A 13,894-nucleotide genomic window follows, 5' to 3' on the forward strand; every position below is an offset into this window, starting at 1 on the left:
CGAACCACAGAACGGTCCTTCATGAAATGTGACGGATTGCAGGATATCCGTATATTTGCCTTTACACGAAGATTTAAAGGAACTGAAAAAGAATTTTTAGTAGGGTTAGTTGACATAGACAGATGAGCATGGAGATGGAACGGACTACCGGTTGTAGGTATTTTCAGCTTGGTATGATAAAACACCTGCTCATTGTATTTCTCAGTTTGCTCCCTCTAATACTTCCTGCTCAACAGCGCCCTATAAAAAAATATACCACTAACGACGGGCTGGGGCACTCCATTGTTTACTTTACTACTCAAACCAAAGATGGTGCACTATGGTTTTCTACAGATAACGGGCTAACACGATATGACGGGAAAGCCTTCAAAAACTTTACTGCAAAAGATGGCCTGAAGTCCAATTTTGTTTTCGGCCTGCTGGAAACTGACACGGCTCTTTTGATTTCTTCTTTTGGTGCAGGAATTGCCCGCTACAAACATGGCAAGGGAGTTCAGGTCTGCCAATTTCAAAATAATGTTCGGTATCCGGTATCTATTCAGGCAAACAAAGTCGGCTTATGGGTGACGGACAGGGAACGAGTACTATACAAACTTAATCCGGCGGGTGGGTTTAGCACCGTTAAGTCTGGTGACGACAAACTTCATTCATTTAAAATGATTGAATTGTCTTCTGGTGACATCCTAAGTGCAGGCAATGGTATTCATAAATACGACTCACAAACGGAAACATTCAACCCACTACAGATAGAAGGATTTCCCGATCAAATTCCGTGTAATTCTATGCTGGAACTTCCCGGCCAATGTTTGCTTGTAGCTACAGACGAAGCCATATACAAGGTATCTATGTATGACCTCACAGCCACAGAAATAGTGAAAGGAAATTTCTATTTTCTCTCAGAGTGTCTGTTTAGAGACATGGAGGGAAATATATGGGTAACAAATGCACTTGGTGAGGTTTGGTTGTTCTCACCGGACTTAAAAAGCAAAGAGCTCCTGCTCAGCGGGGTAATTGTCAACCATTTTTTTCAGGACGATCTGAACAATATTTGGTTGTCAACCTATGGGCAGGGAGTTTGGTGTATACCTAATATTCATATCAAAAATTTCCCTACCGTTGCCGGTATGCTTATCCCAGACCTGCTTTTTGACGAAGACCTTAAAAAACCTTTCATCGCCAGTCCTAACATGGAGATAACAATGCTTCATGAAGAGCGTATTCAGCCGGCAGACGTGCAATATCCTGTTTTTAAACCAAAACTGGCAACAACATTACTTCACCCGGCATCAGGGGAATACCTGATTGGTACACGATCGACTCAGGTTTATCTATATCGAGGCATGGCTAAGCCTGCTGATAGCATTAAGGTTGGTGGTGCAGTAGCCTCCCTTTACAAAAGTTCATCAGGGGAATACTGGGCTGGCTTGCGAACGGGATTAGAAAAAATCAATAGTAATTTTCAATTGGCAGAAAAGCTAAACGTATTTGAAAAAAGATTTGTCAGAAGCATATCCGAGGATTTTGCAGGCAATATTATGACAGGAACAGACCAGGGACTATATATAGCCAAAGGAAATAAATGGGAAATCCTGAACCATAAAAACGGACTGCAAAACAATTATGTCAATGTTATTTTCAAGGACACAACAGGCCATTGCCATTGGATAGGAACCAATGAAGGTATTTCCAAGCTTATTGAAGGAGAGGAACTTGTGAACTTCGACCATCCATTCGTTAAATTCCGCTGTAATTCAATAGTAAACGATAGAAATGGAAATATTTGGATGGCTACAAACCATGGACTACTTATGCATGACCGCCGTAACTTCTACATTTACAATGCCGAAGATGGGTTGCCATCTGATATTTATAAACTCGCTTACGACAAGGTGAATGACTATCTGTATGTTCTTTCCTCAAATAATTTATCAAGGATTAAAACCATAAACTTTCTGCAGCAGCAGTCGCAAGTTATTCATTCAGTGATCGTTAACGAGTTGCTGGCTGATGGTGAAGCTGTATCAGATACATCCCAAATTCTTACTTTTAGTGTTCCTCCCAAATACCTTACTCTAAGATTCTCAGTTCCTCATCATAAAAATACTGAAGGATGGCAGGTATGTTATCGTGTAGGTGAAAACCCATGGGCTGTAGCTCAAAACTTCGGTGAAGTGAGTTTTCACGACCTTCCTTTCGGCGAATTCAATATTAGTATAAAAGTAGTGGATGCCAATAAGAGGGAATCTCCGGTAACTATAGTGAAAGTTAACAATCCTGCTCCTATCCATTTCAAGCTGTGGTTTCAAATACTTTTTATGGCAGTATTCCTTTTCATTGTAGCATTTATCACAAAATCAGTGGTAGATCGCTTAAACTGGAAAAAAGAACTGAGACTGAGAAAAGAACAGCAACGGATAATACTGGAACAAAAGGTACTTCGTTTGCAAATGAACCCTCACTTCCTGTTTAATTCTCTCATGGCTATACAAAATTTTATCTACAAAAATGAGCCTGCCGAAGCAGGCAGATATCTTTCTGAGTTTGCCAAGCTCACTCGACTTATACTTGAAAACTCACGGCAGGAGTTTATAACATTGGAAAGGGAAATAGAAACATTGAAGTATTACCTTGACTTACAACAACTACGATTTATGCAAAAGTTTGAGTATCACATAAACATAGATGATACGATTGAACCCGAACTAGTTAGAATACCCCCTATGCTATCGCAGCCATTTATTGAAAACTCAATAGAACATGGTATTATCCATTCCAGCGAATCTGGAAATATTCTAATAGATTATAAGTTCGAGACGGGTAAATTATTATTTACCGTAGAGGATAACGGTATTGGCTTCAACGAATCTTCAAGGTTTAAAAAAAACAAGGAACACCGCTCGCTGGCAACAACGATCACACTGGAGCGGCTGGCGAGATTCTACAGCTGGGAGTCGGATCTTGCCGCTTTGAGCATAACAAATGTGAAAGGTGAGGACAATATGGTATGTGGAACCCGCGTCTCTTTTTATATACCTGTTCAGAATAGTTACCTCAATAGTAGCAACAAAAAATAATAGCAAATTATCTTTATAAAGAGCAGTAGAGAAATGAAGATATTAATAGTAGATGATGAGTGGGGAGTAAGAGAAGCCCTCCGAAATATGTTGAAAGCTCATTTTTCCGGAAAGCTGGAAATAGAAGAAGCAGACAATATCTATAAAGCCATTGAGGCTACGAAAATTTTTAAACCGGAAATTATATTACTGGATATAGAGCTAAAAGATGGAACGGGGTTTGATTTTTTACAGCAGGCGCCTCCTGTCGGTTTTGCTGTAATCTTTATAACGGCATACAGTGAATATGCTATAAAGGCATTCAAATTTAACGCTATAGATTATCTGCTGAAGCCGGTAGATCCCATTGAATTGCAACAAGCTGTGGAACAGGCTCTAAAAAGCAAGCCTGAGCATCAACGTGCCCAGATCGATGCCTTGGTTTCTCATTTAAGAAAACCCTCGAAAGCCAATAAATATATAGTGTTGAAAACTGCTGAGACCATCTATTTTCAGGATGTATCTGAAGTAATTCGGTGTGAATCCAGTGGAAACTATACAACCTTTTATTTACAAGCCACGCAAATGGTTAGTAAAATTGTAGTTTCAAAGCCTTTAAAGGAGTATGAAGAATTATTGACACCCTTTGGATTCTTTAGAATACATCAATCGCATCTCATAAATCTTGCATGCATGCGATTGTTTGACAAACGTGAAGGGGGCTACGTTATCATGCGTAATGGAGAGAAAATTCCCGTTTCGTCCAGAAGAAGAGAATCTTTGATTGGCATACTGGACGCACTGTAAATAGTCAAAAAATATCGAGTTCATCAGATCTCCGTACTTAAAATTTACAGTCATAAAAAAGCAGAACCTTCTCAGACTCTGCTTTAATTTCTGTCGGGATGACTGGATTCGAACCAGCGGCCCCCACGTCCCTAACGTGGTGCGCTAACCGGACTGCGCCACATCCCGATTTATAAAGTACTCACTAAATGCTCTTTTTATGTATTCTTTATTTCGTGAGTCTTTTAAATATTTTTCAAATTTCAATGCTTCAGTTTTACTTTCAAAACTTCTGCAAAAAATTAATTACCATGGCGTTTTACGCTTAGTGTAACGACTTTCTCCATTATTATGATACCCCAATCTTTTCTCAACATTCTGACTGTAGCCATAGTACCAGCTCTTGTCAATTTGCGATTCAATTATATATACATAATACATGGTGCGCTAATCCCGACGCGTTGGGACGCCACATCCCGAAAACCGGATCGCAATATTAGGGATATTTTATTATTAGGTAAACACAAAATCAAAATTTTTCATCACCGTCGCCTGTAATATAAGTATAATACCATCACGATAAGGGCAACTGCCACAAAAATCATATGCATACCATATCCTGATGCACGGACTGCATCTTTTGCCTCACTTTGTCCATAGTAAACAAACGATGCCCAGTAGTAGGGCGATTTTTTATCCATGGCTATCTCATCATTCTGTAAATAAGCCAGTTTGGCCTGGTGCAACGCCATGTGTGCCTTAGGCTGCTCTTCATAGGATTTGTAAAAATCCGTCATAAGCCAAGAGGTGGAGAGATCATTTACCTCCCATAACGATAGCACTATATTTTTGACACCGGCATGTGAAAAGCCGCTGGCCAGGCTTAAAGGTCCTTCACCTTTATATAGCTTACCAATCCCTGTTTCGCAGGCACCCAGCACCAAAAGTTGAGTATGCAAATTAAGCCCGAGTACCTCCGGCAGATGTAAGGCGGAATCCACAAAGGCTACGGAAGGCGGTTCATAAAGTCCTCCGGGTTTAGCATGGGTAGAAAGATGGATGATAGAGTAATCAGAAGCATGATTAAAAAAAGCCTGTTTAGTTGCCTTTTCATCGCTAAGGAAATTTCCATCAAAATGCTTACGAATCCCCTCAAGCTCGTTTTTAGAATATTTTAAGAAACGTTCAGAGTCAGCAAAACGCGGGAAAAAACCCAGCACCTTATCGTCTGCAAACCTGTCTTGCCCAAAATCGTGCAAATAAAGGGTTCCGGAATATTGATAAAACACCGGATTACTATTGATCAGCCACGGCCATTGGCTATAGTCTGCAGAAGGTGGCTTTGCAGTAAGCAGTGCTTCAAAGGGAACAAAGTTGAGTAATCCATCAGGAACTATCAGCAAAGTATTATTTACTCTGGCCGGAAACAATATGCCAAATAGCGTTTGCGATAGCTCAGCGAAAACATCCGGGGCAGCATTAATTTTCACTTCATCGGTAAAGAGCGCAGTGTATTGTCCTACTATCTTCTTTACCTGTTTTATCTGCTTATTTTTATACATGGTAATGGAAGAACCATTGAGCGCGAACGTATATAAAGCCTCTGCTCCAAAAAAGTACTCTACCAAAGTAAGCTTATCATCCTTTATCTTTTGTTGAAGGCTATCCAGGTCTATGTCCCGGTGGCTCTCTCGGGTAAGCCGGGACATACCCTTATCAAGACCTTTCAGGCTCATGGCAAGCCTGTTTTTTCTATCCATCAGGTGCTCAATGGTACGAAGATCTGCTTTTCGCCCCTTAAGTTGCTCCTGCGCCAGGGCGGCTTCCACCTGCGCCTTGCCTCGCGCCAGCCTTTGCCGGCGGATCAGCACAGAATCTCCCGCAAACTTTTCCAATGCCTTGCGGTTATACAACCTGTCCCTGAGTGCTACCGACTTCGTCCTTTCTGCCACTATGAACGCTTCTTGCACATAACGACTGTCTTTGCTCAAGGAAAACAGCCTGTAACAAAGGTCAAGCACCTGCTCAGCACGCCACCTGTTCTCCCCTTGCTGCAAATATTTAGAGTCGTCATAGGTGTACGTTTCTTTCAGCCTCTCCTCTACGGTAAAACTTTTTTTATAGCAGTTGATCGCCTGGTCCAGGGAATCGAGGCTCACGAATGCCGCGGCCATGCCATCAAACACTTCTTTCAAAGTATTTTCCGCGTACAGCATATCTTCCGAGGGCAGCAACTGCCCCTCCCCTAATAGCGGAATGAGCTGCCGAAGAGCCTGACGGTAAATTTTTATTGAAGCTTCACTATTGCCCATCGCATAGAGCACGCTAGCTTCCTGAACAATCACCTTGGCATATTCCCGCGACTTAACCATCGGATCCGCTTCCATCAGGCTCCGGGATTTACGTAAAAAATTCAGCGCCTCCACGGTATCCCGCGCTTTGAGCCGGATCGATGAAAGTATGTTATAAATATTGCCCAGATACCCGGCCTGGTTCGGAGTTTCTGCTTCAATAACCTCCGCTGCTTTCATGGCATACCGCTGCGCTATATTGTATTCACCTAAAGTCAGGTAGTTTTTGGCCAGGTTGGAATAGATCAGGCCCGATCTTCCGGAGTTGTTTTCCTGAGCGGTATTCAGTACTTCTATGGCCTCCTTATTTTTGCCGGTATCATGATAAACAATGGACAGATTGATCAAAGCCGATGTTTGCTGGTCTTTTAAGCCCCTCTTCTGAGCCTCCAACAGATAACTCTTGATGGTGTTCTCCGCGCTGGCATAGTCCCCTAACATGCTGTAGGCGTTACCCAATGGTTTCAGACAGTATTCTATGATGTCGAAGTCACTAAAATCAAACTGCTGATCATAGCTCCAGGCACTTTCATAAGCACTCACCGCCTCATCCACCTGGCTGAATCGCAGGTTGTAGTATCCTTTGTTGCACAGGAATATGGTGCTGGCAAGGTACTCATGAGCACTTCTTGGTTCACGCCACTGCTTATTACTTGCCTCATCAAACAAATAAAGCCGTTCATAAACCGGGTCTTTTAAGAACTCATCCAGGTAAGTATAAATGAATGCATCGAGGCTATCCTGCTTTATAAGTGCTTCTATCCTCTGCTGAAAGGGTTGCTTAGCAGCAACCGGCCCAGAAAAACCAGTCAACAGAAAGACTGTACACAAAACATAAAACAACCTCATATCATACATTTAAAACTTCCATTGCAGATAAAATGCCCACACATTCCGGGGCTCATTCACCTGCCAGATGTACCGCATACCAACACTTGGCCCTATTCTGGCCGAGCCCAGGTTTACCCCCACAAAGACACCGGGATTAAGCTCAGTTGTACGGTCCTTTTTACTGGTAATAAAAGTTTCGGCAGGTTTGTCCTGGTTAGGCTCAATGCGATTTTGCGGAAACTCCAGAAAGTACTCGTAATCTGATGTTTGCTCGTATTCTTCGTACAATCTGCCGGAGATCTGTACGCCTCCACCAACACCTATAAAACGGTTAAGGTTATACCTGTACGATACCGGAACCAGTGTAATGTCCATATATTCAAAATCTGTCTGTTCATCTACCTGGGTAAGCTCCATGATGTCTATGCCCGGCTCCAGTTGAGTCCGGATTTCATAGTTCCGGCTGCTCTCAAAAGTACCTTTGCTCACCTGAAGTTCGGCCTGCAGGTACCCACGGTGGGGCTTGTATGGCGAGGCTGTAATGCCAAGAAAGTAATTCTGGCTATTATCCAGCGTTGCCACCGAATTATACCCAATCATTGCTCCCAATGACAATCCCGGTTTAAAATGGGTCTTGCTATAATTAGTAAGAATTGGCTCATTCTTATCAAATATGATAGCCGTACGGCTCGCAGAATTAATTTTAGGAGCTTTGTCCTTCAATTTCACACTGTACCTTACAAACCCTTTGGTGGAATCGTACTTGTGCACTCCTTCCTGGTTGCTGCCAGGCAAGTATATGTTGTTGAATATGAATGAGATCTGCTTTTCAGAAAAGACCGTATCGATGCAGCTATAGCTTACGGTCAATGAATCACTATCCGGACAAACAGGGCACTCAGGGTAGGTGTCCAGCAATTTGAGGGTGCTTCTATCAATGATGGAAGGCACATCAACATCCAGCCTGATGGTAGTGGCTGGTCCCTCGCCATTATTTTGAAACCGTACTTTGTACTTCAACCTCTTTTTATCCGCCAGGCGATAGTTAATACGTGTATCGGAAACTGCCATTTTGTTGGGATCATGCGAGGTCGTAATCTCCATCTCCAGATCCCGGACCTGGTGGCTCTCCGACCTTTCATCCGGTACAAACACTCCCCTGATCTTGACGATAGCACTGGTATCTTTGATCATTTCAGGGGTTGTTTTAATGGTGAAAAATATATTGCGTTCTTCTTTTGGAACCAGGTTTTCAAACTTAAAGATCAGCTTATCCCTAAACTCCCTCTCCGACTCCTCTTCGGTAATAAAAACATGATTTCTGACAGAATCACCGGGCGACCGGTAGAATGGGAACATGCCTGCTCCCATACCTGCTAATGCCCAGGCCTCATGGGATGCAAACATGGCGTTGGTATTAAAATGGGCAGACAACAACATATCTTCTGCCGGTTTTTCATTATGATGCGTCCTTACATCAGCAATTTCAAAATTATTGGCTTTAAACTTCCGTTCGTTATAGTAGATGTATAGTTTGCCGTTAGAGGCATAGCCCAGGTCATTTTTATACCTCATTACCACTACCATATCCTCATTGGGCACTGGCTCTCTGGTTTTCAACATGGCGAGTCCCTGAAAGTCACCTTCCATTGAAAGCGGGCTCGTCTGCTGGTTAACTTCACCCACCTTAAGGGTTTTGGGTCGGCTGGGTGGTGGCTTGCCATTGTCATAGTTATTGGTCACCTGGAGCCTTACCTGATATTCGCCTTTATCATTATAAACATGTTCAGGTTTTTCCTCAAAGCTGAAATGGCCATCCCCAAACTCCCAGAAATAAGTATAAAACGCCTCCGGGGCGCCGGAGATCTGTACCAGAGGGGGCGTGTCGGCCTGGAACTCCACTTTATTGTCATATTGGTTGAATAGTATTTCAGCCTTTCGGGTTGTAGTATCCGTTACTAGCTGGCCTCTCGCCGTATGACCGAGCGAAAGTATGGTAATGAAAATGATGATCCGTTGCATGATGGTTAAGTTGATATCCCCTGTTAAAAGGAAAGCTAAACGATAATATATCAAAAATATAGCTTAAGCCAAATTAAAGGCCTGGAGCGTAAATCCCTAAATTTCAGTAATATTCTAAAAACCAGGGCAAACAACCTCCCGTGCGGTATGCAGGGGTGATTGGACAAAACCACTCAATCCCCTCCCCGAAAAACAGGGAGAGGAACTGAGGGATCGATCAATAACTATCAGGGAAGATCTTCCACCATCTGGATAAGCTCAGCCTCTGTAGTGGGGCTAAGGTCACCGATCAGCTCTACGTGATCCTCAGTGATTGTAGCACCCTGAATAGCATAATAATACTGGTCATCAATAACTGACAGCACGATAAAATGCACCTCCAGCCCTATAGGAATTTGCCCGTAGTGCTCAGTAAACAGGCCGGTTTCTTCGTCATATACATCAAACTTTGCCAGCGCAGCAGGTTCACCATCGTACGATAGGAAAACACTGCAGTTGGTATTATCATAATCCTCAGGTACATCCACATAAAGTGTAGTTTTTGGTCGCGGATCGCTATACCACCTGTCTATGTTGGTCCATCCGAAATTATCGGCTAAGCCATAGTAAGCTCCTCCGCCATCACCATTACCTCCCTGGGCATCTCCCGCTTCAAGTCTGCCCTTGGCTTCTTCCCAGATCACCTCACAATCGGCCTCCAGGCAATCACCATTTTCATTGACAAACAATTGCATGTCCATATCCAGGCTATCCGTTTCCACTACGATCTGAAAGCCAATACCGGGCTTGAGCTGCAGTTGCTCTCCATTCTGCGTAGCATTGATAAAAAATTCACCCCCTGAAACCAGAGTAGCGATAGAACCATCTTCCTGGCGGCCGCGGGTCGGCTTATCACCCAAAAGCATCTGCGCCTTATCGTAAAGCTCAATAAGCTCAATATCGATATTGCCCGTCACATCATTGCCATCAGCATCTACCATGGAGTTGGCGTTGAAATAAAGGTAAGTACCCTTCTCCCCGGTAACTGAACCGCCACTCTCAGCATCTACCTGAAAAGTCTGGCTGGCTTCATTCAGGTGCTCTGCGTATTTCTCCTGCAATGCTTCCCCGTCCGGGATTTTCACTTCAGGCGTCACCGTCACATTGTCATCGTCCTTGCACCCTATAAGTGCAGTGGTCATAATGCTTAAAATAAAAACGAGATTGGTTAAAAATTTCAAAGTTTTCATGATTTTCAATTTTTGTTTTACACTCCCAGATCAACCGCCTTCCAAATTGTTACCCATCAGGCAGAAGTTTTTTTGAAATAAATTTCAGAAGACAAAAAAATGAACTTGTTTAGCATCCTTGCTTATCATGGATAGCCCCAAAGCCCATAGCGACCAAAGGTATATAGAAGCGCTCCTGCAAAATGACAGCGCAGTGATCCGGGAGATCTATGAGAAATTTTCCGGCAAGGTAGTATCGTTTATAAAAAAGAACAGTGGAGATGAAAATGACGCAAGGGATGTTATCCAGGAAACATTAATAGTTATATACCGGCAGGCCTTTGAAAAAAAACTGGTACTCACCTGCCCTTTTGATGCCTACTTTTTTTTGTTGTGCAAAAGACGGTGGTGGAACAAACTGAAAAATACCGACCGCCTGGAGGTAACAATTGAAGAGGATCTTGCATCTGTAGACAGACAAAGCGAACAAACAGCAGACAATACAGAACTGTATGAACTGAAAAGTAAGCTACTGGCTGACAAGTTGAATGCCCTGAGTGAGAAGTGCCGTGAACTGATAAAGTTGACCATGCAGACAGATTCTATGAAAGCTGTTGCTGAAAAACTTGGGGTATCCTATGCCTATGTAAGAAAGAAAAAGTCCTTATGCATGGGACATTTAACCGATCTGGTTCGTGAGTCGAAAGAGTTTAAGAACCTTAACGAATTGTAACATGAGTGCGGAAGACTATCACCTCATAGAAAAATATCTGAACAACAACCTGACCGAAGCGGAGCAGAAGGATTTTGAATTGAAAATGCAGGATGCCGACTTTGCGGACACGGTGCGTGTTTATACAGAGGTAAACGAGAGTCTGCAAGCCAAAGAAAAAAGGAAAGAAGGAGAAGAACATCTTAAACATACCCTAAAAACTGTTTCTGAGGAGTTTTTTGCTACATCAAAGAAAAAAGGAAAAGTAGTGCCCCTGCGAAATATCTACTGGGCCACAGCGGCCTGTATTATATTAGCCCTAAGCTTTCTGTTTATCCTCAACTGGTCTTCAGACGCACCTGAGTATAGTAATTACGCCCATTATGAACCCCTGGCACTTTCAAGCCGGAGTGACAACCAATCACTGACCATTGCGGCAGAAGAGACCTTTAATAATGGTAAATATGCCGAGGCGGCCGCTCTTCTTGAACAATTGTCAGAAACAGACCCTGACAATCCCAGGCTAAAGGTTTACCTGGCCTTGTCCTATATTGAAACCGAAAATTATACGCAGGCAGAACACCTGCTAGCCGAGGTACAACAGGGCACGTCCATCTTTCAATCCACGGCAAGCTGGTACCTGGCGCTGAGCTTTCTTAAACAAGGAAATGAAAAAGCCTGTAAAAAGCAGCTCTCGAAAATACAGGAGGGCTCGCCTTATTTTGAAGAGTCGAGAGCATTGTTGGAAGAGCTTTGATATATTTAATTTTTTAACTCTGACAGGGTTTTGAACCCTGTCAGAGTTAAAAAATTAAATTCCAAATAATAGAACAAATCCCATAATTAGAAACATCACAGGTTTAAACATCTAAAAAAGGGCTAAAACAGGATTTTTAGGCCAGTCTCTGCATTTGGCATAGCTTCTGCTACTATTCAAAATAAAAAGACATTACTACAATGAAAGGTGCGGAATTTAAATTTTACAAGTGGTTGATAGGAGTAGTATACTTAGTATTGTTCATCCTTATTATCGTATCCCTTGCGATATAACCCCGGAGGATTAGTTCTTATTCTTTAAGGATTTGAAAAATCTTGCCCAGTTAAATGGATTTAACAACGGGTTAGGTCTTGGACCAAATTTATCTCCCTGGTATTGTACCCAGTTATCAATATAATACCTATGGTTCATACTGGCATCCATAGGTGTAGTTTGGAGCATTAGCGCCAGCAGTTCATCATTAAGATTTTCGTTGTTTACATCTTCCCTTACCGGCAGGTTAAGTGCCAGTACGGCTTCTTTAAAAATCTCTTCTGTAGGGAAAGGCATGATCTCCACGGTTTCCAGGAATGTGGTATCGGAAACCAGTTCAATCAGTATCGTAAGGTTTTCTTTATCGGTGTCGGGTATTCTGTAGTATTGCTTTTCATAGCCGATCGCACTGATCACGATTTCATCTCCTACCAGCGTAGGCATAGAAAAATACCCAACCCTGTTGGTAGTTGTTCCTCTTCCCGCTTTAGGCACATATACGTGCACACCGGGAATTCCTGAGATGCTGTCTTCGCCCAGAACAATACCTGAAAGCTGAATTACTTTTTTCTTGCCTTGCGCCTGAACGTCAACCCCGGATAGGGAGAGTACTGCACACAGCAGCACCGCAAGCCATAAATACTTTCCACGAACCTTTTTCAAACACTTCAACGTACTAAAACTATGGATGTATAGGATTTCGAAGATATCAATTGAACGCCAATTTTCCTTATAATGTTCAGTATTTATTTTAATTTTGATTCAACCAGACCTTAACCATGAGATTAAAAAATTTTAGCTTGTCATTTGGCTCCCAGATCTTCAAAGCTTGCTCGGATGAATCCAGGCTTCGCATTCTACACCTTATTTTTAAAAATAAGGAAATGTGTATTTCGGACCTGGAACTGATTCTGGATTTCACCCAAACCAAAACCTCAAGACACCTTATATACCTAAAAAATTCGGGTATTCTGAACACACGTAAGCAGGATCAATGGGTATTCTACCATTTGAAAGATGAGGTCTATGATATCATTAACCAGATATTTCAATTTTTACAAAAGGATCAGGTACTTCGTGGTGACCTTGAGGCTTATAAAACGATGTATTCTAACAGGGAACTGGCATTAAACAAACTACAGACTAGAAACTGGCAGAACTAATGCATAAATACAAGGTAATTTTATTCGATCTGGATCATACCCTCTGGGACTATGAGAAAAACTCTCAGGAGACACTGAATGAAATATATATCAACTATAAACTCAATGCGATTTGCGGTTTTTCCTTCGATCAGTTCCACGACCGCTTCGGCAGGGTCAACTCCGGTCTCTGGCGCCAGTACGATCATGGGCTTATCGACCGGACGACTATACGGCAGGAACGATTCAATCGTATATTAAAGCACTTTCGTATCCAGGACCCTGACCTGGCTCTTCGCCTGTCTGACGACTACCTTAACCTTTGCCCCACCAAAACCAACCTCCTACCCTATGCCCATGATGTACTTTGTTACCTTAAGCAAAAGTATGATCTCTATATTCTGACCAATGGCTTTGACGATATACAAGAGATAAAGCTCTCCAACTCCAACCTGAAAAACTATTTCAGTGGTATGATCACTTCTGAAACCATAGGTCACCGAAAGCCTTCCAGGGAGATCTTTAACCATGCGCTGGAAGTGGCCGGTTCCACTTGTAGCGACACCCTCATGGTGGGTGATAACCTGTTGGCCGATGTTCTGGGGGCTAAGCGGGCATCTATCGATTCTGTCTATTTCAATCCATTGCGAAAAATACACCGCGAGGATATCGACCTGGAGATCAACTGCCTGAGCCAGCTCATGAATATCCTGTAGGCCGGTCGGATTTTACAAACTTATGGCGTAAATTTGCCCGCCT

Annotated in this window: 11 protein-coding genes and 1 tRNA gene; 6 read left to right on the forward strand and 6 right to left on the reverse strand. The window is 42.7% G+C overall.

The features are described 5' to 3' along the window. Positions 1–128 precede the first annotated feature (128 nt). Positions 129–3,074, forward strand: coding sequence for a sensor histidine kinase (locus LVD17_RS04995; protein WP_233765159.1), 2,946 nt, complete (start codon positions 129–131; stop codon positions 3,072–3,074). 33 nt (positions 3,075–3,107) lie between these two features. Then, the gene (locus LVD17_RS05000) at positions 3,108–3,860 is read left to right on the forward strand and encodes a LytR/AlgR family response regulator transcription factor (RefSeq protein WP_233765160.1); all 753 of its coding nucleotides are present in this window, start codon (positions 3,108–3,110) and stop codon (positions 3,858–3,860) included. Positions 3,861–3,953: 93 nt separating this feature from the next. Here LVD17_RS05000 and LVD17_RS05005 read toward each other — a convergent pair. From LVD17_RS05005 to LVD17_RS05020, 5 genes are all read right to left on the reverse strand, one after another. Beyond that, positions 3,954–4,028: transfer RNA gene (locus LVD17_RS05005), tRNA-Pro, on the reverse strand. A 117-nt stretch (positions 4,029–4,145) separates the two neighbouring features. After that, the gene (locus LVD17_RS28660) at positions 4,146–4,280 is read right to left on the reverse strand and encodes a GIY-YIG nuclease family protein (protein ID WP_370688788.1); all 135 of its coding nucleotides are present in this window, start codon (positions 4,278–4,280) and stop codon (positions 4,146–4,148) included. A gap of 101 nt (positions 4,281–4,381) precedes the next feature. After that, positions 4,382–7,003 carry a CHAT domain-containing protein gene (locus LVD17_RS05010; protein ID WP_233765161.1) on the reverse strand — a complete coding sequence of 874 codons (2,622 nt, stop codon included), beginning with the start codon at positions 7,001–7,003 and terminating at the stop codon, positions 4,382–4,384. A gap of 45 nt (positions 7,004–7,048) precedes the next feature. Beyond that, the gene (locus LVD17_RS05015) at positions 7,049–9,043 is read right to left on the reverse strand and encodes a PKD domain-containing protein (RefSeq protein WP_233765163.1); all 1,995 of its coding nucleotides are present in this window, start codon (positions 9,041–9,043) and stop codon (positions 7,049–7,051) included. Between the two features lie 227 nt (positions 9,044–9,270). Then, positions 9,271–10,272 carry a hypothetical protein gene (locus LVD17_RS05020; RefSeq protein ID WP_233765165.1) on the reverse strand — a complete coding sequence of 334 codons (1,002 nt, stop codon included), beginning with the start codon at positions 10,270–10,272 and terminating at the stop codon, positions 9,271–9,273. Positions 10,273–10,399: 127 nt separating this feature from the next. Here LVD17_RS05020 and LVD17_RS05025 point away from each other — a divergent pair, with 127 nt between their 5' ends. Together LVD17_RS05025 and LVD17_RS05030 are read left to right on the forward strand one after the other, a co-directional pair. Continuing rightward, positions 10,400–10,984: an RNA polymerase sigma factor gene (locus LVD17_RS05025; protein WP_233765167.1), complete on the forward strand. Its 585-nt coding sequence runs from the start codon at positions 10,400–10,402 to the stop codon at positions 10,982–10,984. A gap of 1 nt (position 10,985) precedes the next feature. Next, entirely contained in the window at positions 10,986–11,720 is a 735-nt protein-coding gene (locus LVD17_RS05030) for a tetratricopeptide repeat protein (RefSeq protein ID WP_233765169.1), read from the forward strand. A 303-nt stretch (positions 11,721–12,023) separates the two neighbouring features. Here LVD17_RS05030 and LVD17_RS05035 read toward each other — a convergent pair whose 3' ends face one another. After that, positions 12,024–12,656, reverse strand: a complete 633-nt coding sequence (locus LVD17_RS05035) for a carboxypeptidase-like regulatory domain-containing protein (RefSeq protein WP_233765171.1) — start codon at positions 12,654–12,656, stop codon at positions 12,024–12,026. A gap of 116 nt (positions 12,657–12,772) precedes the next feature. Between LVD17_RS05035 and LVD17_RS05040 the strand changes: the two genes are divergently transcribed. Together LVD17_RS05040 and LVD17_RS05045 are read left to right on the forward strand one after the other, a co-directional pair. Then, positions 12,773–13,156: an ArsR/SmtB family transcription factor gene (locus tag LVD17_RS05040; protein WP_233765173.1), complete on the forward strand. Its 384-nt coding sequence runs from the start codon at positions 12,773–12,775 to the stop codon at positions 13,154–13,156. Continuing rightward, a complete protein-coding gene (locus LVD17_RS05045) occupies positions 13,156–13,851 on the forward strand; it encodes a YjjG family noncanonical pyrimidine nucleotidase (protein ID WP_233765175.1) in 696 nt (231 codons plus the stop codon). The genes LVD17_RS05040 and LVD17_RS05045 overlap by 1 nt, the downstream gene beginning before the upstream one ends. Positions 13,852–13,894: the final 43 nt, after the last annotated feature.

Source organism: Fulvivirga ulvae, from assembly GCF_021389975.1.
In the GTDB taxonomy this organism is placed as follows: domain Bacteria; phylum Bacteroidota; class Bacteroidia; order Cytophagales; family Cyclobacteriaceae; genus Fulvivirga; species Fulvivirga ulvae.

Excerpts from the sequence above, each read along its gene's own strand:
- LVD17_RS05015 (WP_233765163.1), bottom strand. The coding sequence starts at position 9,043 with ATGCAACGGATCATCATTTTCATTACCATACTTTCGCTCGGTCATACG.
- LVD17_RS05030 (WP_233765169.1), top strand. The coding sequence starts at position 10,986 with ATGAGTGCGGAAGACTATCACCTCATAGAAAAATATCTGAACAACAAC.
- LVD17_RS05045 (WP_233765175.1), top strand. The coding sequence starts at position 13,156 with ATGCATAAATACAAGGTAATTTTATTCGATCTGGATCATACCCTCTGG.
- LVD17_RS05040 (WP_233765173.1), top strand. The coding sequence starts at position 12,773 with ATGAGATTAAAAAATTTTAGCTTGTCATTTGGCTCCCAGATCTTCAAA.
- LVD17_RS05020 (WP_233765165.1), bottom strand. The coding sequence starts at position 10,272 with ATGAAAACTTTGAAATTTTTAACCAATCTCGTTTTTATTTTAAGCATT.
- LVD17_RS04995 (WP_233765159.1), top strand. The coding sequence starts at position 129 with ATGGAGATGGAACGGACTACCGGTTGTAGGTATTTTCAGCTTGGTATG.
- LVD17_RS28660 (WP_370688788.1), bottom strand. The coding sequence starts at position 4,280 with ATGTATTATGTATATATAATTGAATCGCAAATTGACAAGAGCTGGTAC.
- LVD17_RS05000 (WP_233765160.1), top strand. The coding sequence starts at position 3,108 with ATGAAGATATTAATAGTAGATGATGAGTGGGGAGTAAGAGAAGCCCTC.
- LVD17_RS05025 (WP_233765167.1), top strand. The coding sequence starts at position 10,400 with ATGGATAGCCCCAAAGCCCATAGCGACCAAAGGTATATAGAAGCGCTC.